The sequence below is a fragment of the Chromobacterium sp. IIBBL 290-4 genome, assembly GCF_024207115.1.
Lineage (GTDB): Bacteria > Pseudomonadota > Gammaproteobacteria > Burkholderiales > Chromobacteriaceae > Chromobacterium.
Genome location: NZ_CP100128.1, coordinates 1,536,409 through 1,557,204 on the forward strand (window position 1 = coordinate 1,536,409; position 20,796 = coordinate 1,557,204).

Here is a 20,796-nt window from a genome sequence, read left to right on the forward strand (position 1 = left end):
ATCAAGCGTCATACCCCAGATTGGGCGCCAGGTCGCGTTCGGCCTGCTCGATGCTGACGCCGCGGCGTTCGGCGTAACTGGTTACCTGGTCCTTCTCCACCTTGCCGACGCCGAAATAACGCGATGCCGGATGGCTGAAATAGAAGCCGGACACGGCGGCGGTGGGCAGCATGGCGTAGCCCTCGGTCAGCGTCATGCCGATGGCTGGCGCATCCAATAGCTTGAACAGGTCCGTCTTCACAGTGTGGTCCGGGCAGGCCGGATAACCAGGCGCCGGGCGGACACCGCGATAGAGCTCGTCGATCAAGCCTTCGTTGTCGATGTGCTCATCGGCGGCGTAGCCCCAGAACTCTCGCCGCATGCGGGCGTGCATCAGTTCGGCGAAGGCCTCGGCCAGGCGGTCGGCCAGCGCCTTCAGCAGGATGGCGGAGTAGTCGTCGTTGGCGTCTTCGAAGCGCCTCACATGCGGCTCAATGCCGATGCCGGCGGTGACAGCGAAAGCGCCGATATAGTCATCGACGCCGCTGTCCTTGGGCGCGACGTAGTCGGCCAGCGCCCAGTTGGCCTTGCCGTCGGTTTTGGGCAGCTGCTGGCGCAGGCCGACCCAGGTCATCAGCGGCTGGCCGTCGGCCGAACGGATTTCGATGTCGTCGTGATTGACGCTATTGGCCGGGAACAGGCCGATCACCGCATTGGCCGCCAGCCAGTTCTCGTCGACAATCTGCTTGAGCATCGCCTGCGCGTCGACGTACAGCGCGCGCGCCGATTCGCCGACGATCTCGTCGTCGAGAATGCGCGGGAAGCGGCCGGCCAGCTCCCAGCTCTGGAAGAACGGCGTCCAGTCGATGTAGGCGGCGATTTCGGCCAGCGGATAGTTTTCAAAGCGGCGCACGCCCAGCCATTGCGGCTGGGGCGGCACATAATCGGCCCAGTCGATTTTTTCCTTGTTGGCGCGCGCGGCCTCTAGGCTGACCACCTTGCGGTTGGCCTTGTTGGCGTGGCCTTCGCGCGCGCGCTGCTGCTCGGCCAGGTTTTCGGCGACGAAGCCGTCTTTCAAAGTATCGGACAGCAGATTGGAGCAGACGCCCACCGCGCGGCTGGCGTCCGGCACGTAGACCACCGGGTGCTGGTAGTGCGGCGCGATCTTGACCGCGGTGTGCACCTTGGAGGTGGTGGCGCCGCCGATCAGCAGCGGGATGTCGAAACCCTGGCGCTGCTTTTCCTTGGCCACGTGGCTCATTTCTTCCAGGCTGGGGGTGATCAGGCCGGACAGGCCGATGATGTCGGCCTTGTGCTCGATGGCGGCGTCGAGAATCTTCTGGCACGGCACCATCACGCCCAGGTCGATCACCTTGTAGTTATTGCAGCGCAGCACCACGCCGACGATGTTCTTGCCGATATCGTGCACATCGCCCTTGACCGTGGCCATGATGATCACGCCCTTGGCCGGCGCGTCGGATAAGCCGAGGCGGATTTTCTCTTCCTCGATGAACGGCTCCAGGTGGGCGACGGCGGCCTTCATCACCCGCGCCGACTTCACCACCTGCGGCAAAAACATCTTGCCGGCGCCGAACAAGTCGCCGACCACGTTCATGCCGTCCATCAGCGGGCCTTCGATCACGTGGATAGGCCGCTCGCACTTGAGCCGCACTTCCTCGGTGTCTTCGACGATATAGGTAGTGATGCCCTTGACCAGCGCGTGCTCCAGCCGCTTCTCCACCGGCAAGGAACGCCAGGCCAGATCCTCGACTTTCTTGTCGCCGACCGCCTCGCCTTTGAATTTCTCGGCCAGCTCGATCAGCCGCTCGGTCGCGTCGCCGCCGTCCTTGGGGTGGCGCATCAGCACCACGTCTTCGATGCGGTCGCGCAATTCGGCGTCGACCTCGTCGTACACCTCCAAGGCACCTGCGTTGACAATGCCCATGGTCATGCCGCGCTGGATGGCGTGGTAGAGGAAGACCGCGTGGATGGCCTCGCGCACCTTGTTGTTGCCGCGGAAGCTGAAGCTGACGTTGGACACGCCGCCGGAGATCTTGGCGTGCGGCAGGTGCTGCTTGATCCAGCCGGTGGCCTCGATGAAGTCCAGGCCGTAACGGGCGTGCTCGTCGATGCCGGTGGCGACGGCGAAGATATTGGGGTCGAAGATGATGTCTTCCGGCGGGAAGCCCACCTCGTCCACCAGGATGCGGTAGCTGTGGTCGCAAATCTCGACTTTGCGGGCGTAGGTGTCGGCCTGGCCTGTCTCATCGAAAGCCATCACGATCACCGCCGCGCCGTAGCGGCGGATCAAGCGCGCCTGCTCGACGAACTTGTCCCGGCCTTCCTTCATCGAGATCGAGTTGACAATGCCCTTGCCCTGGATGCACTTCAGCCCGGCCTCGATCACCTCCCATTTGGACGAGTCGATCATGATCGGCACGCGGGCGATGTCCGGCTCGGACGCGATCAGGTTGAGGAAGCGCACCATCGCGGCGTGGGCGTCCAGCATGCCCTCGTCCATATTGATGTCGATCACCTGGGCGCCGTTTTCCACCTGCTGCCGCGCCACATCGAGCGCGGTGGCGTAGTCGCCGTTGAGGATCAGCTTGGCGAAGGCGCGGCTGCCGGTGACATTGGTGCGCTCGCCCACATTCACGAACAAGTCTTCATCGCCGATATTGAACGGCTCCAGGCCGGACAAGCGGCACTTGGCCTCTATCTGCGGCAGCGCGCGCGGCGCGACGCCGTCCACCGCCTGGGCGATGGCGGCGATGTGTTCCGGCGTGGTGCCGCAACAGCCGCCGACGATGTTGATCAGCCCGCTCTCGGCCCACTCGCGCACATACTCGCCCATCTTCTCAGGTTCGAGATCGTAGCCGCCGAAGGCGTTGGGCAGGCCGGCATTGGCGTGCACGGAGACGTAAGTGGACGATACCCGCGACATTTCCTCGACATAAGGCCGCAGCAGGTCCGGGCCCAAGGCGCAGTTGAGGCCGAAGCTCACGGCATTGGCGTGCGACAGCGAGTTGTAAAAGGCTTCGGTGGTCTGGCCGGTCAGCGTGCGGCCGGACTGGTCGGTGATGGTGCCGGAAACCATGATAGGCAGGCGGGCGATGCCCGGCCGCTCATCAAAGTATTGATGGATGGCGAACACCGCCGCCTTGGCGTTCAGCGTGTCGAAAATGGTTTCGACCAAGAGCAAGTCGGCGCCGCCGGCCACCAGGCCGTCTATCGCCTCGGTATAGCTTGCCACCAGCTCGTCGAAGCTGACGTTGCGGTAGCCGGGGTCGTTGACGTCCGGGCTGATCGAACAGGTGCGGTTGGTGGGGCCGAGCACGCCGGCGCAGAAGCGCGGCTTGGCCGGATTCTTCGCCGTTTGCGCCGCGCAAAGATCCTTAACCAATTTGGCGGCTGCCTGGTTGATCTCCCACACCAGCCCTTCCATCCGGTAATCGGCCATCGCGATCGAGGTGGCGTTGAAAGTATTGGTCTCGATGATGTCGGCGCCAGCGTCGAGGTAAGCCTGGTGGATGCCGCCGATCACGTCGGGACGGGTCAGCGCCAGCAGGTCGTTGTTGCCTTTGACGTCGCACGGCCAGTCGGCAAAACGCTCGCCGCGGTAATCGGCCTCTTCCAGCCGGTGGCGCTGGATCATGGTGCCCATGCCCCCATCCAGAATCAGAATGCGTTGGGCTAGGCGCTGAAAAACAGGATGCGGCAATGGCTTTGTCATGACTATGGGGCTTATTTTGTCTAAAACGATAGATAATTAAGGATGTGCCGGTTCATGCAGTCATCTTAACATCGACATCCGCTGTGCCAGTCGCCCGGCTTAGAATAAAGAGAGCGTAACCATATGGCCAGTCCGCATATGAAGTGGTGGTTTTCCGCGCTGTGCCTGTTCGCCTCCGCCGCAGCCGCCGCGCCGCTGCGCATCGGAGTGTCCGACAGCGACGCGCCGCCCATGGCCGTGCTGTCGCCCGACGGCGCCAAATTGACAGGCGGGCTATCGCTCGATATCGGCCAGTTGCTGGCCGAAGAGCTCGATATGCCGCCGCAATTCGTCATCCTGGCGCGCAAACGGGTGGAGCCGGCCATCGAAGCCGGCAAGGTCGACCTCATCTGCAACGCCAACCCCGACTGGTTCGGCAACTCCGCCCGCCTGCAATGGAGCCATGAGATCTATCCGCTGACCGAGCGGGTGCTGTCCTTGAAAGGCCGGCCGCCGATCCGGCAAATGGAGGATTTGACCGGCAAACGCATCGGCATTCAACATGGCTACCACTACCCCGAGCTGGAATATCTGTGGTCCAGCAACCGCAGCGGCAAGGAAACCGAAGCCCGTTTCGATCTATTGTTCAAATCGCTGGAAAAGCAATTGAGCGATGTCGCCATCGTCACCGAATTCATCTATGTCTGGTGGGCTCGCAACCACGCAGAGGAAGCCTCCGCTTTCAAACTGCATCCGCTGGTGGTTTCGTCCCACCCCACCATGTGCGCCTTGTCGCCGCAATCCCATTTGAAGCTGGACGCCTTGAACCGCGCGGTGGACCGGCTGCACAAGAACGGCAAGCTCAAAGCGATGCTGACCCGCTATCAATCGGCGGAATGACGCGGCCCATGCCCAGGCGGGGCGCATGCTAAAATGGCGTTTTTGCAGCGAAAAAGCGTCCCGTCATGAGCGATCTGTTAGCCGGCCTGAATCACGAACAAAAGCGCGCCGTCAGCTGGCCCGCCAAGAGCGCGCTGGTGCTGGCCGGCGCCGGCAGCGGCAAGACCCGGGTGCTGACCACCCGCATCGCCTGGCTGCTGTCCACCGGACAGACCTCGCCGGCCGGCATCCTGGCGGTGACCTTCACCAACAAGGCCGCGCGCGAGATGCAGACCCGGCTGTCGGCGATGGCGCCGGTCAATGTCCGCAATATGTGGATAGGCACCTTCCATGGCCTGTGCAACCGCTTCCTGCGCATCCACTACCGCGACGCCGGCCTGCCGCAAACCTTCCAGATCCTCGACTCCGCCGACCAGCAGGCCGCGATCAAGCGCCTGTTGAAAAGCCTGGAGCTGTCCGACGAAAAATACCCGCCGCGCGCGGTGCAATCGTTCATCAACGGCAATAAGGAAGCCGGCCTGCACGCCGAATCGCTGCCGCCGGCGCTGAACCCGTACGAAGCCAAGCTGGTGGAGCTGTACGCCGCCTATGACGCCCAATGCCGCCGCGAAGGCGTGGTCGACTTCGCCGAGCTGCTGCTCAGAAGCTACGAGCTCCTGTCGCGCAACGAGGCGCTGCGCGCCCATTACAGCAGCCGTTTCAGCCACATCCTGGTGGACGAGTTCCAGGACACCAACCGCCTGCAGTACGCCTGGCTGAAGCTGTTGGCCGGCGACCACGGCGCGCTGTTCGCGGTCGGCGACGACGACCAGAGCATCTACGCCTTCCGCGGCGCCGAAGTCGGCAATATGCGCGCGCTGCTGGCCGACTTCCACGTGTCCGAACCGGTGCGGCTGGAGCAGAACTACCGCTCGATGGGCAATATCCTCAACGCCGCCAACGCGCTGATCGAGCAAAACGACGGCCGGCTGGGCAAAAGCCTGTGGACCGACGCCGGCGACGGCGAAAAAATCCGCTTCTACCAGGCCGGCAGCGACGGCGACGAGGCCGAATTCATCATCGACGAGGTCAAGAGCCTGCACCGCGAAGGCCTGGCCCTGTCCGATATGGCGGTGCTGTACCGCTCCAACGCCCAGTCGCGGCTGCTGGAGCATGTGCTGGTCAACGCCCAGATCCCGTACCGCATCTACGGCGGCCTGCGCTTTTTCGAACGCCAGGAAATCAAGCATGCGCTGGCCTATCTGCGCCTGATCGCCAATCCGGAAGACGACAACGCCCTGCTGCGCGTCATCAACGTGCCGGCGCGCGGCATCGGCGCGCGCAGCGTGGAAAACCTGCAGGCCGTCGGCCGCGAGCAGGGCATCCCGCTGTGGCAGGCCGCTTGCCAGAGCGGCGGCGGCCGCACCGCGGCCAAGATAGGCGAATTCGTATTGCTGATTGAAAAGCTGCGCGAGCAGAGCCGCGACTTCAACCTGGCCGAAACCATCAGCCTGGCGATAGACCGCAGCGGCCTGCGCGATATGTACGAGCAGGACAAGAAGGACGGCGAGGAGCGGCTGGCCAACCTGGACGAACTGGTCAACGCCGCCGCCAGCTTCCTGCCGGATCAGCCGGAACAGGCGCTGACCGAGTTTTTGTCCGCCGCCAGCCTGGAGGCCGGCGAACACCAGGCCGAAGCCGGCAGCGACGCGCTGCAGCTGATGACCGTGCATGCGGCCAAGGGCCTGGAATTCGACGCGGTGTTCGTCAGCGGCCTGGAAGAAGGCTTGTTCCCGCACGAGAACAGCATCATGGACGGCAAGGGCCTGCAGGAAGAGCGCCGGCTGATGTATGTGGCCATCACCCGCGCCCGCAAACGGCTGTATCTGTCCAGCGCGCAAAGCCGCATGCTGCACGGCCAGAGCCGCTATCCCATCCCTTCGCGCTTCATCGACGAAATTCCGTCCGAACTGATTCATTCGCTGTCTGCTACAGTGAAAGCACCCGTTGCGCCGCAGCAGATGCGCTCGGCCGCCGCCAAGCCGCGCCGCCAGGCCGACAACGCGTATGGGCTGTCCATCGGCCAGTCGGTCAGCCACGCCAAGTTCGGCCTCGGCGTGGTGATAGATGCCGAGGGCAACGGGGAGGATGTGCGGCTGCAGATCAATTTCGCCGAGCACGGGCTCAAATGGCTGGATTTGCGTTACGCTAAGCTGACGCCAGCCTGAGCCCGCTTCGCTTGATCGGCGCGGCCGCGGTGGGGTATCCGTCCGATACCGGATCCAGCAGACGAAAGTCCGATGAGCGAGTCCACACCGAAACCGGAAGGACCGGTGCACCATGTGCGCGCGGTCCCGCAACGCAACTACGACGACCCGTACGCGAAACGGCTGTTCCTGATCATCGACAGCCTGCCGCAGATGCAGCGCGCGCTGTCGATGACGCTATCGTCCTTCGGCGCCAATATGGTCGAATTCGCCGGCAAGCCCAGCGACGCGCTGGCCAAGATGGCCAAGTACGATTTCGACGTGGTGCTGTGCGATTACGACCTGGGCAATGGCTACGACGGCCTCTATCTGTTTGAAGAGGTGCGCGAGCGCAATCTGCTCAAGCAATCCTGCGTGTTCATGATCGTCACCGGCGAGCGGCGCGCGCAGCGGGTGATTTCCGCCGCCGAGCTGGCGCCGGACGACTATCTGCTCAAACCGTTCACCGGCGAAGTGCTGCGCGAGCGCCTGGAAAGGGCGATGCGCAAACGCGAAGCCTTCCGCCTGGTGGACGAAAGCGTGCTCCACCACGAATACCTTTCCGCCATCGAGGCTTGCAACGGCAAGATCGAGGAAAACAGCGAGTTCTCGCTGGACTTCATCCGGCTCAAAGGCTCGCTGGCCTTGAAAATCGAAGATTACGACACCGCGCGCGACGCCTATATGCAGGTGCTGCGGCTCAAACCCGCCACCTGGGCGAAGATGGGCCTGGCCAAGGCGCTGGTCGGACTCAGATCCTTCGACGAAGCCAAATTGCTGTTCGAATCGGTGCTGGCCGATAATAACCAGGTGATGGAAGCCTACGATTGGCTGGCCCGGCTGTATCGCGGCAGCCATGACCTGAACCGCGCCCAGCACACCTTGCAAACGGCGGCGGAAATGTCGCCGGTGGTGTTTCGCCGCCAGCAGCAGCTGGCGGAAGTGGCGATGCTCAACCACGACCTGGCCACCGCCGAGGCCGCCTGCCAGCAAACGCTGGACATCGCCAAATACACCTGGCACCGCAGCCCCATCCATTACGCGGCGCTGGCCCGCATTCAATTGGCCCGCGGCGACACCAACAATGTCAGCCGCACGCTGGCCAGCCTGCGCCACGACTATCGCTACAACGACGAGGCGGAATGGCTGGCCAATGTGATGGACAGCCAGCTGCAGGCCAAGAGCGGCAATTCGGACAAGGCGCGCGAGCTGCTGGAAACCGCCTGCGCCCGTTTCAAGCAATTGGCGGCCAAGCTGGACAACGACGCGCAGCTGGAATTCGCCCGCGCCTGCTATCAGCAAGGCCGGGATGGCCAGGCCGATACGGTGATGCAGTATCTGGTGCGCAACAATCATGACGACGAATCCCTGCTGGCCCACTTCGGCGATATGTACGAGGAGCTGGGCATGGCGGCGGTTGGCCGGCAGCTGATCGCTCAGAATGTGCAGTCGGTGCTGGAGCTGAACAACCAGGCGGTGCGCGAGGCGCAGGCCGGCCAGTTCGAATCGGCCATCGACCGCTTCGGCAAGGCCTTGGAGGAAATGCCGCAGAACATCCAGATCATGCTCAATACGGTCAACGCCGTGCTGGCTTTCGTCAGCCACCATGGCTGGCATGAAAGCCATATGCGCCGCGCCTATGAGTTGATGGGCAAGGTGCGGGACGTCGCCCCGGCCAACAACAAATTCCAGAAAATCCTGCAATCGTGGCGCGCCACTGTGGACAAGATGGACAAGCCGCAATGGGCGCTGTGAACGGGCTGAAGGTGCTGGTGGTCGATGACGAGGCTTTGGCTTGCGAACGCTTATTGCAATTGCTGGCGGACTGCGGCGTCGAGGAGGCGCACGGCCTGACCGATCCGCAGGCTGTTGCGGCCTGGCTGGATAGGCATCCGGCCGATGTGGTGCTGCTGGACATCAGCATGCCGGGCATGGACGGCATGACCCTGGCCCGGCAATTGGGACAGCGCCCGCAAGCGCCGGCCCTGGTGTTCAGCACCGCCCATGAGCAGTTCGCGGTGGAAGCCTTCGAACTGAATGCCGCCGATTATCTGCTCAAACCAGTGCGCCGCGCGCGGCTGGAGGAGGCGCTGCAGAGAGCCGCTCAACGCCGCGCCGGCCGGCCCGCCTTGAGCTTCTCCGTTCGTCTGCGCGACCGGGTGCTATCCATTCCGCTTGAAGATGCCCGCTATTTGAAAGCCGAACTTAAATATGTCACATTGGTGACACATAATGGCGAATACCTGCTGGACGAGCCGCTGGTGACGCTGGAAAAGCAATTGGGAGACGCGGTGCTGCGCATTCACCGCAATTGCCTGGTGATGCGCGGCGCCGTGCAAGAATTGCGCAAACAGGCCGGTTCCGGCGAGGAATTATGGGTCATACGCTTGCGCGATATCGATGTCCCGCTCCCTGTCAGCCGGCGGCAAATTCCCGCCATCAAATCCGCTCTGGGCAAGGCTTCATTCATACGTACTATTACTTAATTCGTGTTTTTCCCGGTTTATCGCTAAAAAATAAGCGTTCGTTCTTATAGAATCAGCCATTGGCAAATTTATGTCGATGGTTTTAGCATGCAAGCGAAACTAGTATATGCTAGTTGCATAACAATATGGCTGATCCTGAGCGCCCTAGCCGCCTTCTCCCTTGGCAGCCGCTCGCTGCTGGGCGCCGAACAGCAATTCAACAATCGCTTGCAACAGTTGAGCGAACAACTAAAACAAAGGCTGCAAACCGACGAAACGGTGCTGGACAGCTATGCCGCTTTCAGCTCGCTGGATCCCCGCGACGAATCGCGCAAAAACCATCCGTTCGTCGCGCAGCTGTTGCGACGCTATCCGCAAATCGTCGCGCTGGCGCATATCGAGCGGATTCCGGCTGGCCGGCTGACCGCATTCGACGCCAGGCTCAGCCGCGAATACGGCTCCAGCTACCGCCTGCGGCCATTTTCCGCCAATCAGGCCAGTGCGCTCGCCTTGCCTGAGCAAGCCGAATACTTCCCGTTGATGTTCGCCGAGCCGCAATCCAAAGCCAATCTGCAGCTCGTCGGCATGGATGTCTGGCAATCGCCGGCCTTGCGCGCCGCCATCCAGGACAGCCTGAACAGCGGCCGGGTCGCCTTGTCGCGCCAATTCCGCTTTCCCCAGGGAGAAACGGGCTATGCCCTGGTGCGCAATATCGACAGCCATTCGGAAGGCCAGCCCATCCTGCAGCCTCGCCATTTCGCGCTGATGCTGATCCGCACCGACTCGTTGATGCCTGGCGACACGCTCTTCCCGCCAGGCATGCAGGCCACGCTGCGCCATCGCGACGATCCGGCAGGCGTCGCCGCCGGCACATTCGGGCAGGAGCAAACCTCGGCGCTGGAAAAATGGCTGTTCCCCCGCATGGAAGCCCATCAGCAGCTGGGTGGCGACAACCTGCCGCTGCGCCTGACGCTGAGCTGGCAACAGGGCTGGCGGCAGATCGGCGCGCTGGAATGGACCGCCTGGCTACTATTGAGCGCGCTCTTGGGCCTGGCCATCGCCGCAGCGGGCTTCGCCTTCATCCGCAGCAGCAATCTGAGGCGTCAGCGCGAAGACCAGCTGTTCCACCTGGCGAATCATGACCGGCTGACCGGGCTGGCCAACCGCAATCTGTTCTACGACCGCCTGCAACATGCGATCAGCCGCGTGGATCGCAACGGCAAGCGCCTCGCCTTGCTCTTCCTGGATCTGGATCGCTTCAAACCGGTCAACGACACCTATGGCCATGTCACCGGCGACCGCATCCTGCAGCTGATAGGCGCGCGCATCCAGGACGCCGTCCGCAACGAAGATACCGTCGCCCGCTTGGGCGGCGACGAGTTCGTGGTGCTGATGGAAGACATAGAGTCCAATCGCGAAGCGGACAAGGTTTCCGCCAGACTGAAACAATCCATCCAGATTCCGTACCAGGTCGACCCCCACCGCATCATGGTGGGGGTCAGCATAGGCATCGCCTATTACCCGGAAGACGGCTTGCTGATCGACGAGCTGCTGGCCGTGGCCGACCGCAAGATGTACGGCAACAAGCAAGCGCCGCGCGCCGCCCCGGAAACCATGGCCTGAAGCGCTTAAGCCTTCAGGCTCAGTTCCACCTCGATATTGCCGCGAGTGGCGTTGGAATAAGGACAAATGCCGTGCGCGGCGGCGATCAGCTGCTCGCCGGTCTCGCGTTCGACGCCGGGCAGCGACACCTCCAATTTCGCCGCAATGCCGAAACCCTGGCTGATCGGGCCGATCGACACCTGTCCGGTCACCGACACATCTTGCGGCAGACGCACGCTCAACTGCTGCGCCGCGACCTTCAGCGCGCCGATAAAGCAGGCGGAATAGCCGGCGGCGAACAACTGTTCCGGATTGGTGCCCTCGCCGCCCAAGCCGCCCAGCGCTTTCGGCGTGCTCAACTTCACCTTCAACGCACCGTCGCTGGACTCAGCGTGCCCATCCCGGCCGCCGGTAGCGGTGGCTTGAGCGGTATACAGCGTTTTTTGCAGAACATTCATGACTAAGCTCCTTTGAGCAAATACAACACTAGATAAAATAATTCACTATTAAATAGTGCACTACTTAATTGACGGACTAAGTCCGAAGACAAAGCCGCCGGCAACAACCCGCTACGCGCGATACGGCGACAAACCGTTCACGCCTACCGCAACAAATGGTCTCTCAACAAGCGCAGCTCGTCCCGCAGCGCGACAGCTTGCTTGGGCGCCATCCCGCTTTGACACAACAGCTTGGCGGGAATGGCGGAAGCTTGCCGCTTGAGCGCCCTGCCCGGCTCGGTCAGCCCCACCATCACCACTCTTTCGTCGCTGGCCAGCCGCTGCCGCTCCACCCATCCGGCGGTTTCCATGCGCTTGAGCAAGGGCGTCAATGTGGCCGAATCAAGAAACAACTTCTCGCCGATATCGGACACCGAGCGTTGATCTTGCTCCCATAGCACCAACAACACCAAGTACTGCGGATAGGTGATGCCCAAGGGCTTCAAGCAATCCCGATAAACCTTGTTCATCGCCAGCGAAGCGGAGTAGAGCGCGAAACAGAGCTGCGTATCCAACCTCAGCGCGGCATCGCCATCGCAAAGCATATTTTCTTCCATAGCTCGACAATATATAGCGCGCTATTTATTTGCAAGCGGCAAAACAAAATCCGCTCGATAAGGGAAGACCCTCTGACTTTTGCGCAACAGGAGGATTGCGCCATGATCGCGCCAAGGCCATTGCACCATGAATCCAGCCTCGCCGATTCGCGCGGCAGCCTATGCCATCCGCCGCAGCCGCGCAGCGCGTCTCTCGTTCAACGCCGCCGGATAGCAAGGCGGCGGGCCGTTCCAAGCGAAAGCCCGGCCTTGCCGGGTTCCGCCCATCGCGCCGTCGCGCGCCATCCGGCGTCTATCCATTGCCCGCTCAGGCTGCCGCTCGCACCGGCCCGCGTCCCAATTCCGCCAGCGACTGGCACGCTTGCTGCCAATCGGACAGATTCTTCACCCCTTGCAGGATGATGCGGGCCAGCGCTTCGTTGCATACCTTGGGCCCGAACTGCATCAGCATTTCGTGCAAGGCGAAGCGCAGGGTATGGCTGCCTTGCAGCAGCTCCGCCACCTCGTCTTGCACTTCCTCGCACACTTTCATCTCGCCTTGCGGGTCCAAACGCACCTGGTGGCGAGGGCAGAAGCCGGAGCGGATCAAGGCCAGGTCGCCGCTCAGATCTCGCGCGAACATCAGCGCGCTGTGCTGCAGATACCCGCAAGCGACAATCAGCCCTTCCAGCGAATGCGGCGGGGCCTGGGTGATGCCATTGGCAATCGTCGTCATGGTTTCTCCTCCTTTATATTTGCTATGGCGGATATTTAGCATTCCGCATGCCGGCATGACAATGCCTGGAAAAATTTGCTAATCAGCTTTTACCCGGTGTTCACCAAAGCCTCTTGTCCGCGCGCCTGACATGGTCCTGCCGCCGGCGTACTATCTCTCGATATTTCTCACGGACATGGACATGCACATCGTTTACCTGCACGGCTTCAACTCCAGCCCTCAATCGCTGAAAGCCGGAGAAACCGCCGCCTGGCTAGCCGCCCACTCGCCCGACATCGCGCTGCATTGCCCCAGGCTGTCGCCCCATCCCGCTGAGGCGATCCGCCAGGCGAGTGCGCTGCTGGACACGCTGCCGCCGGATACGGCGCTGATCGGCAGCTCGCTGGGCGGTTTCTACGCCACCGATCTGGCCGAAGCGCGCGGATTGCGCGCGGCGCTGATCAACCCCGCCATCCGGCCGGACCGCGATCTGCACCGCTTCCTGGGCGAGCAGACCAACCCCTATACCGGCGAGGTCTATACCCTGGACGAACGGGACATGGCGGCGCTGCAGGCGCAATGCGTGGCCACACCGGCCTTGGACCGCTACTGGCTCTTGCTCGGCACCTGCGACGAAGTGCTGGATTGGCGCGAAGCCGCGCGCCATTACCGGCAAAATCGCCAGACTATATTCAATGGCGACGACCACCGCCTCAACAACTGGCCGAAGGTCTTGCCGGACGTGATCGCCTGGGCCCGCGCGGCATTGTCCAATTCCCGATAACAGGCCGTTAAGCCGCGGCGTCTTGTCGCCTGCCAGGCCCTGTCCCACACTGAACGCCACTTTGCACAAGGAATGCCCCATGAGCCAAATCGTCGTATTCGCGGAAACCGGCAGCCCGGACGTGCTGCGATTGCAATCCATCGAAGTGGGCCAGCCCGGTCCCGGCCAGGCGCGGGTGCGGCACACCGCCATCGGCGTCAATTTCATCGATACCTACCACCGCAGCGGCTTGTATCCGCTGGCCCTGCCCAGCAGCCTGGGCAGCGAGGCGGCCGGCGTGGTGGAAGCGGTAGGCGAAGGAGTGACGGAGGTGAAGCCGGGCGATCGGGTCGGCTATGTCGGCGGGCCGCTGGGCGCTTACGCCAGCGAAAGGCTGATCGCCGCCGAGGTATTGATCAAGCTGCCGGACGGCATCGCCGACGAAGTGGCCGCCAGCGCCATGCTGCAAGGCATGACTGTCGAATACCTGGTGCAGCGCACTTATCCGGTCCAACCGGGCCAGACCGTGTTGTGGCATGCCGCCGCCGGCGGCGTGGGGCAGATCGCCTTGCAATGGCTGTCCAAGATGGGCGCGGAGGTCATCGCCACGGTGGGATCGGCGCGCAAGGCCGAAATCGCCCGCGCGCTGGGCGCCCGCCATGTGATCAACTACAGCGAGGAAGACGTGGCCGAGCGGGTGCGCGCCATCACCGCCGGCAAAGGCGTGCCTGTCGTTTTCGATCCCGTGGGCAAGGACACCTTCGCCGCCTCGCTGGCCAGCCTGGCGCCGCGCGGCATGATGGTCAGCTTCGGCAACGCTTCCGGTCCGGTGCCGGCGCTCTCGCCGCTGGAATTGACCAAACACGGCTCGCTGTTCCTGACCCGGCCCAAGCTGTCCGACTACACCGCCACCCGCGCCGAGCTGGAAGCCTCGTCCGCGGCGCTGTTCCAGCGGCTGCTGGACGGCACCATCCGGATCGCGCCCTCGCACCGCTATGCCTTGGCCGATGCGGCGCAGGCGCACCGCGACCTGGAAGCCCGCGCCACCACCGGCTCGGTGATCCTGCTGCCCTGAGGCTTATTCGAATAAGGGTAGCGCCGTCGTCCGAGACTCCGCCGGCGAGTCGCCGCAGGTTTCGCCGGCGGCGCAGCCGCGTTCCGGCTTAGGCAGCCTGGCGTCGACGCATTGCCGCCGGTCGGCGCCGGCCAGGCTGCCGCAAGCCGTCTGCGCCGCAGATAGCGCTTCGCAATGCCTGCTGTCGCGCTGGCGATGGCAATTCAATGATGGGGTGTAATAGCTCAGGCAATGATGCCGGCTGGCATCGGGCATATCCTGGCAGCTGAGCAGGCCTTGCTGATGCGTGAGACAACGTTGCGGCGCTTCGGCGCGGGCGCAAAATTCCGTCAAGGATTCCGAGCCCGCCGCCTCAGGCGCGCTCCAAACCAGGCATGCTCCCCATGCCGCCAGACGCCATGCCTTCATCGCCGACTCCCGGGAAACCGTTATTCGGGCTGATTCTGTTCCTGCAGTTCCTGCTTGCGCTTATCTTGCCAGAAAGTCGAGCTGCGCGGCACCGGCTGGGCATGCCCATCCTGGCCGGGCGGCAACAGGCGGTTGGCCTGCCGGCGCGAAGGATCGAAGGCCATGTCGCCGTTTTTGGCCGCCTCGCGCAAATGCAAGGTACGAAGTCGACGGTGATCGCCGCAAGCGGAACCGCTTTGACACGGCGCAACGACGGCTTTCGCCGGTTTGCCCTCGCCAACGCGCATGATATGTCCCCAGGCGGCTGCATGAGCCAGAGACATGCCGCATGCCAATATGATCATTAATCGCTTCATTGGGATATTCTATCCTGTCCTTGATATTCGCCGCCAATGCCATTCGAGTGAAGAAGTATGAACAAGAGGCCGCGCCACCCCTCCTTCAAACGATGGGCTTACGCGCGGTTCAACGATTACGAGACAGCCGGCGCGTTCAGCACTTAAAATGCAACGCCATGATTTGCATCCATATTTTCTTTTTCAGGCAAGACGGCCCGTCGCATCCGCCGTCCTCCTGATGTCAGCTTAAGACCAAGCATTTGCTCAGACATCAGGACTAGCCCCACAATTGTTAACGACTGTATCGCGACGGACCGGCTTAACATCTGTAAAAACAAGCCCTGCCAGCCTCTCGGCGGTCGCGCTAAGCTGGCAACCTAGAACACAAGGAAATCGTCATGGAACATAACAAGATTCTCGTGGTGGACGACGACGCCAAACTGCGCGAGCTGCTGACCCGTTATCTGACCCAACAGGGCTATAGCGTGGAAACCCTGCCCGATCCCAAAGACCTGGACCGCAAGCTGGCGCGCAACCGGCCGGACCTGATCGTGCTGGACGTGATGATGCCGGGAGAAGACGGCTTGTCCGTGGTGCGCCGCCTGCGCGCCCAGGGCGAATCGCTGCCGGTGATCATGCTGACCGCGCGCGGCGAAGACATAGACCGCATTCTGGGCCTGGAAATGGGCGCCGACGACTACCTGCCCAAGCCCTTCAATCCGCGCGAGCTGACCGCCCGCATCCAGTCGGTGCTGCGCCGCCATCACACCACGCCGGCGCTGGCCGCCCAGCATGACGCCGACGACGTGATCGAGTTCGGCGAGTTCACCCTCAATCTGGGCCAGCGCGAACTGCGCCGCTCCGGCCAGGCCGTGTCGCTGACCAGCGCCGAATTCGCGGTGTTGTCGGTGCTGGTCAGCCATCCCCGCCGCCCGCTGACCCGCGAGCAGTTGATGGAGCTGGCGCTGGGCAAGGGCAACGGCGAGTCGCTGGACCGCAGCATAGACGTGCACATCTCGCGGCTCAGAAAAGCGCTGGACAACGGCGACAATCAACTGCGCTTCATCCAGACCGTTTGGGGCTATGGCTATGTCTTCGTCCCTGACGGCACCCCTCGGGAGTAAACCTTGCTGAGCAAGCTTTTCGGCTCGCTGTTCTTCCGCCTGGCGCTGCTGGTGGTCACCGTGGTGGTGGCCACCCAGCTGTTCACCACCTGGATGGCGGAACACGAACGCTTCAAGCTGCTGGAGCGGCAGCTGTACATCCAGGTGCTGGACACCCTGTCCTTTCTCGAAGACTCGATGAACGGCATGAATCCGCAGGAGCGGCAGGAATACCTGGACAACTACAACCGTCCCGGCCTGCCCAATCTGTTGCCGTACAACGCCGACAAGAGCCAGAAATTCGAACCGGAACTGCCCAAGATAGGCAGGATGCTGGCCGAACGGCTGTCCCACGATTTGAACGAGCCCATCCAGGCCCATTTCGGCAGACGCGCCGACCACCGGGAACTATGGGTTCACGTGCATGTGCTGGATCAAGCCTACTGGCTGGTGATCCCCTTCGGCCGCTATCGCGACAAAATGATAGGCAGCCTGCTGCAGTCATCGTTGATCGCTGCCTTGTTCGCCACCCTGCTGGCCTCGCTGTTCGCCTGGCGCATCACCCGCCCCATCAGCCGCGTGGTGCAAGCCAGCCGCGAGCTGGCCGGCGGCACCATGCCTAAACCGGTGCCGGAAACCGGCCCGCGCGAGGTGCGGCTGCTGGCGCACAACTTCAACCGCATGGCGCTGGAGCTGGACAACGCCGCCCGCGAGCGCAGGCTGATGCTGGCGGGGCTGTCGCATGATCTGCGCACGCCGCTGACCCGCTTGAAGCTGACGCTGGAGATGCAGGCGGACACGCCGGATCAGCACGATATGCTGTCCGATATCGATGAGCTGTCTCGCATCGTCCGCCAGTTCATCGACTTCGCCCGCGCCGAGGAAAGCAATCGGCTCGAGCCGCTGGCCCTGGCCGATCTGGCCGCCAGCGTGGTGTCGCGCTTCCGCCGCGAAGGCATGGATGTGCGGCTGGAACAGCGCAGCGAGCCCGAATTGCTGGCCGATGCGCTGGCCCTGGAGCGGCTGCTGAGCAATTTGCTGGAAAACGCCCGCCGCTACGGCCAGCCGCCGGTCATCGTCCGCATCGAACAGCAGCCGGGCGAAGTGGAGTTGAGCGTGATCGACCACGGCAAGGGCATTCCCGCCGAATTCCGCGAATCCGCGCTGGCGCCGTTCGAACGCCTGGCCGAACATCGCGGCACCGACGGCGGCAGCGGCCTCGGCCTCGCCATCGTCTCGCGCGTGGTCAAGCAGCACAACGGAAAACTGACGCTCACCGACGAAAACGACGCGTTCAAAGTCTCCATCCGCTTCCCCACCGCCTAAGCTTCCGAACCGCGGCCGGCGGAGTCGGCCGCTGCTTAACGAAACTTCAGCATCATCCACAAACCCGCCATGCTCAGCCCGACGCCAGCCAAACGGCCGGCCGAGGGCTGCTCGCTGAACAGCCACCAGCCCAGCGGCAGCAAGATCGCGGCGGTCAGCACATTGACGCTGAGCGCCGCGTAGCCTACGTTCCAGCCGGCGCGGTAGGCCAGCAAAAAGCCTATCTCGATGCCGAAGATCCCCAGCGCCACGCCCAGGCTGCTCCAGTTCAGCGCGGACACACCGCGCTGGCCGCCGGGAAACCACCACAAGCCGATCAGACAGAACATCAGCGCCGCGCCATAGCTGATCGCCAGCGCAAAGAAGGGATTGGCGTCCTGCGGCACCTGCTTGATCGCCAGGTGGTACACCACGGCGCCCGCCACCGCCAACAGCAATGAAGTGAAAAACATCTTCTTCCTCTTTCTTCAAACCATCCATGCAAACCGTCATGCTAAACAAATCATCACGATATAGGTAGACTGGTAAATACAGCGACAGTTATAAGAAAAACATATGACTCAAGACATCGACACCAGCTTGCTGCGCGCCTTGGCGATGGTGGCCCGCCATGGCAGCATCAATCGCGCCGCGGCCGAGCTGGGCCGCAGCCAGCCGGCGCTGAGCCTGCAGCTGCGCAAGCTGGAGCAATATTGCGGCCAGCCGCTGCTGCGACGCTCTCCCCGCGGCGTCAGCCTCAATGCCGCCGGGCGGGCGCTGCTGCCCTTCGCCGAGCGCATCATCAGCCTGTCGGAACAGATGCTGCCGGCTGACGCGGCCATGATGCCGGCAAGCTATCGGGTGGGATTGATCGAGGACGTGGTCGGCCGCCATCTGCCGCGAGTGCTGGCCGATTTCGCCATCACCCACCCGCATCTGAAACTGGAAGCCTGCGTCGGGACGGGACAGGAGCTGAGCGCGGCCTATCGAGACGGCAAGCTGGACTTGTTGATCGTCAATCCCCGCCTATGCGGCCTGGACGAGGCGCCGCGCTGGTCTCTCTCCTGCGCCTTGCCCTGGTTGTCATCCAACGGGGTTTGGCCGGAAGAGACGACTCTGCCGCTGGTGCTGTTCGCCGCGCCGTGCAGTTGGCGCGACGCCATGCTAGGCGCGCTGGCGCAGGCTGGCCGGCCGTATCGGGTAGCATTCGAGAGCGCCAGCCTGTTGGCGGTGCAAGCCGCGCTGGAGGCGGGTTTAGGCGTCGGCGCTTTGTTGCCGGATGCAATGGGCGAAAAATTGCGGCCGCTGCCCGGCGGCCATCTTCCCGAACTGCCGCCGGTGCCGCTGGCTTTGTATCGCCGCGCGGACCGAGCGGCCGACGCGGGATTGGAAAAGCTGAGCCAGTTGTTCTTTCGCGAACTCAGCCGCTTGGCAGCCTAGCGCCGCCAGCCCAGCAACAACACGCCGCCCAGTATCAAAGCCGCGCCCAGCAGCATGGGCCAGCCCACCGGTTCGCCCAGAAACAGCGCGCCCCACAGTATGCCGAATACCGGCACCAGATAGGTCACGCCGCTGGCAGCGGTCGCGCCCAGATGATTGATCAAGCGGTAGAAAATCAGATACGCCAGCGCGGTGCACAGCAGCGCCAGCAAGCCCAGCGCCAGCCAGGCGCGGACGGGAATGGCGGCGGACGGCCAAGTCCACCACGCCAAAGGCAGCATCAGCAGCGCGGCGCTGGCCAAACCGCCGCAGGACGTCACCAGCGGCGGCATGCCGGGCAGCCAGCGCCGGGCCATATGGCCGGCCCAGCCATAACTGGCGGTGGCGCCCAACATGGCCAGCACCGGCGCGGCCGCATGCAGATCGAACCGCGCGCCATGGGCCAGCAACAACACCGCCACGCCGGCCAGGCCCAAACCCAGGCCCGCCGCGCGGCCGGAAGTCAGTCTCTCCCCCGCCAGCGGCCAAGCCCATAAGGCGGTCATCAAGGGCGTGGTGGCGTTCAGCACCGACGCCATGCCCGCCGGCAGCGACAACTGCGCCCAGGCGATCAGGCTGAAGGGAAAGGCGGTGAAGAAAATGCCCACCACCGCCACCGCGCGCCAATGCGCCCGCCAAGTCGGCAGCAAGCCCCGCCAGCACAGCACCGGCAGCAATACCGCCGCCGCCAGGCCCACGCGCAAGGCGATCAAGGGCAGGGGGCCGAAGGCAGGCGCGGCGATGCGCATGAACAAGAAAGAGCCGCCCCAGATCGCGGCCAGCAGCACCAGCCAGCCAAACTCCCGTTTCAACGCGTTCAAATACTGGTCTCCTCGACGGCCAAGCGGGCCGCTTCCCAGCCTATCAGATCGGTTTTTCTGTCCTCGCCCCAATGGTATTGGCCCAGCGCGCCCTCGGCGCGTATCACCCGGTGGCAGGGAATCAGCCAGGCCACCGGATTGGCGCCGACCGCGCCGCCCACCGCCCGCGCCGCGCCGGGGCGGCCCATCCGCTCCGCCAGCTGGCCATAGCTGATCAGGCTGCCATAGGGCACGGTCAGTAGCGCCCGCCAGACCTGGATCTGGAAATTGCTGCCCTGCACGCGCAGCGGCAATGGCTGGCCGTCGGCGGCTTGCAAAGGATCGAAAAGACGGCCGGCCAAAGCCCGCCCCTGTCCCGCCGCATGGCTGAGCCCAGCCCGCGGCCAGCGCGCGCGCAGCCAGGCCTCGGCAGCGTCTTCGTCGGCAAGGAACTGCAAGGCGCAGACGCCGCGCTCGGTTCGCGCCAGCAACACCGGTCCGAAACGGCTGGGCTCCACGCTCCAGCGGATATCCAGACCGGCGCCGCCTTGCTGATATTCGCCCGGCGTCATCGCCTCCAGCGTGACGAATAAATCGTGCAGCCGCCCGCCGCCGGACAAGCCCAGCTCATGCGACAGCGGCAGCACCGGCTCGCCGGCTGCCAGCCGCGCCTTGGCCGCCTCGCAGGTCAATTGCTGGATGAAGCGCTTGGGACTGACGCCGGCCCAGCGGCTGAACAACCGTTGCAGCCGCGATTCGGACAAATGCACGGCGGCGGCCAGCTCGCCCAGCTGCGGTTGCTCGCCGGCATGCGCCACCAGGTAGCGGATGGCGTCGCGGACGCGGGCGTAATCGCGGCTGCCTTCCAGATCATCGAGCAGAAGGGCTTCCATC

General features: G+C 63.5%; 19 protein-coding genes. 10 read left to right on the forward strand and 9 right to left on the reverse strand.

What is annotated here, in order from left to right; genetic code table 11:
* Nucleotide 1: 1 nt before the first annotated feature.
* Nucleotides 2-3,712, reverse strand: a complete 3,711-nt coding sequence (gene metH / locus NKT35_RS07165) for a methionine synthase (RefSeq protein ID WP_254300259.1) — start codon at nt 3,710-3,712, stop codon at nt 2-4.
* A gap of 123 nt (nt 3,713-3,835) precedes the next feature.
* On the opposite strand from metH, the gene NKT35_RS07170 reads away from it, so the two are divergent.
* The 5 genes from NKT35_RS07170 to NKT35_RS07190 all read left to right on the forward strand — a co-directional run bounded on the left by NKT35_RS07170 (nt 3,836) and on the right by NKT35_RS07190 (nt 10,904).
* Complete coding sequence (locus NKT35_RS07170) at nt 3,836-4,591, forward strand: substrate-binding periplasmic protein (protein WP_254300260.1); 756 nt, start codon at nt 3,836-3,838, stop codon at nt 4,589-4,591.
* A 65-nt stretch (nt 4,592-4,656) separates the two neighbouring features.
* Nucleotides 4,657-6,798, forward strand: coding sequence for a UvrD-helicase domain-containing protein (locus NKT35_RS07175; protein ID WP_254300261.1), 2,142 nt, complete (start codon nt 4,657-4,659; stop codon nt 6,796-6,798).
* 72 nt (nt 6,799-6,870) lie between these two features.
* Entirely contained in the window at nt 6,871-8,571 is a 1,701-nt protein-coding gene (locus NKT35_RS07180; protein WP_254300262.1) for a tetratricopeptide repeat-containing response regulator, read from the forward strand.
* A complete protein-coding gene (locus NKT35_RS07185) occupies nt 8,559-9,302 on the forward strand; it encodes a LytR/AlgR family response regulator transcription factor (RefSeq protein ID WP_254300263.1) in 744 nt (247 codons plus the stop codon). Before NKT35_RS07180 ends, NKT35_RS07185 begins: the two co-directional genes overlap by 13 nt.
* Nucleotides 9,303-9,389: 87 nt before the next feature.
* Nucleotides 9,390-10,904, forward strand: a complete 1,515-nt coding sequence (locus tag NKT35_RS07190) for a sensor domain-containing diguanylate cyclase (RefSeq protein ID WP_254300264.1) — start codon at nt 9,390-9,392, stop codon at nt 10,902-10,904.
* A 5-nt stretch (nt 10,905-10,909) separates the two neighbouring features.
* Here the strand turns inward: NKT35_RS07190 and NKT35_RS07195 are convergent, their stop codons facing one another.
* From NKT35_RS07195 to NKT35_RS07205, 3 genes are all read right to left on the reverse strand, one after another.
* Nucleotides 10,910-11,341 (reverse strand): organic hydroperoxide resistance protein, encoded by a 432-nt coding sequence (locus NKT35_RS07195; protein ID WP_254300265.1) that lies wholly within the window; start codon nt 11,339-11,341, stop codon nt 10,910-10,912.
* A 143-nt stretch (nt 11,342-11,484) separates the two neighbouring features.
* Entirely contained in the window at nt 11,485-11,925 is a 441-nt protein-coding gene (locus NKT35_RS07200; protein ID WP_254300266.1) for a MarR family winged helix-turn-helix transcriptional regulator, read from the reverse strand.
* Nucleotides 11,926-12,244: 319 nt separating this feature from the next.
* On the reverse strand, nt 12,245-12,652 hold the full coding sequence (locus NKT35_RS07205; protein ID WP_254300267.1) for a FlaG family protein: 408 nt from the start codon (nt 12,650-12,652) through the stop codon (nt 12,245-12,247).
* A 181-nt stretch (nt 12,653-12,833) separates the two neighbouring features.
* Here NKT35_RS07205 and NKT35_RS07210 point away from each other — a divergent pair, with 181 nt between their 5' ends.
* Together NKT35_RS07210 and NKT35_RS07215 are read left to right on the forward strand one after the other, a co-directional pair.
* Nucleotides 12,834-13,415, forward strand: coding sequence for a YqiA/YcfP family alpha/beta fold hydrolase (locus tag NKT35_RS07210; RefSeq protein WP_254300268.1), 582 nt, complete (start codon nt 12,834-12,836; stop codon nt 13,413-13,415).
* Between the two features lie 79 nt (nt 13,416-13,494).
* Nucleotides 13,495-14,469, forward strand: coding sequence for a quinone oxidoreductase family protein (locus NKT35_RS07215; protein WP_254300269.1), 975 nt, complete (start codon nt 13,495-13,497; stop codon nt 14,467-14,469).
* Between the two features lie 3 nt (nt 14,470-14,472).
* Here NKT35_RS07215 and NKT35_RS07220 read toward each other — a convergent pair whose 3' ends face one another.
* Nucleotides 14,473-14,877 carry a hypothetical protein gene (locus NKT35_RS07220; protein WP_254300270.1) on the reverse strand — a complete coding sequence of 135 codons (405 nt, stop codon included), beginning with the start codon at nt 14,875-14,877 and terminating at the stop codon, nt 14,473-14,475.
* A 20-nt stretch (nt 14,878-14,897) separates the two neighbouring features.
* Nucleotides 14,898-15,200, reverse strand: coding sequence for a hypothetical protein (locus NKT35_RS07225; RefSeq protein WP_254300271.1), 303 nt, complete (start codon nt 15,198-15,200; stop codon nt 14,898-14,900).
* Between the two features lie 413 nt (nt 15,201-15,613).
* Between NKT35_RS07225 and ompR the strand changes: the two genes are divergently transcribed.
* A complete protein-coding gene (gene ompR, locus NKT35_RS07230) occupies nt 15,614-16,339 on the forward strand; it encodes an osmolarity response regulator transcription factor OmpR (protein WP_254300272.1) in 726 nt (241 codons plus the stop codon).
* 3 nt (nt 16,340-16,342) lie between these two features.
* Nucleotides 16,343-17,644 carry an ATP-binding protein gene (locus tag NKT35_RS07235; protein WP_254300273.1) on the forward strand — a complete coding sequence of 434 codons (1,302 nt, stop codon included), beginning with the start codon at nt 16,343-16,345 and terminating at the stop codon, nt 17,642-17,644.
* A 35-nt stretch (nt 17,645-17,679) separates the two neighbouring features.
* Here the strand turns inward: NKT35_RS07235 and NKT35_RS07240 are convergent, their stop codons facing one another.
* Complete coding sequence (locus NKT35_RS07240; protein ID WP_254300274.1) at nt 17,680-18,096, reverse strand: EamA family transporter; 417 nt, start codon at nt 18,094-18,096, stop codon at nt 17,680-17,682.
* 103 nt (nt 18,097-18,199) lie between these two features.
* On the opposite strand from NKT35_RS07240, the gene NKT35_RS07245 reads away from it, so the two are divergent.
* Complete coding sequence (locus NKT35_RS07245) at nt 18,200-19,063, forward strand: LysR family transcriptional regulator (protein WP_254300275.1); 864 nt, start codon at nt 18,200-18,202, stop codon at nt 19,061-19,063.
* Here the strand turns inward: NKT35_RS07245 and NKT35_RS07250 are convergent.
* Entirely contained in the window at nt 19,060-19,923 is an 864-nt protein-coding gene (locus tag NKT35_RS07250) for a DMT family transporter (protein ID WP_254300276.1), read from the reverse strand. The two genes, NKT35_RS07245 and NKT35_RS07250, sit on opposite strands and share 4 nt — an antisense overlap.
* Entirely contained in the window at nt 19,920-20,795 is an 876-nt protein-coding gene (locus NKT35_RS07255) for a methylated-DNA--[protein]-cysteine S-methyltransferase (protein ID WP_254300277.1), read from the reverse strand. The genes NKT35_RS07250 and NKT35_RS07255 overlap by 4 nt, the downstream gene beginning before the upstream one ends.
* Nucleotide 20,796 lies beyond the last annotated feature (1 nt).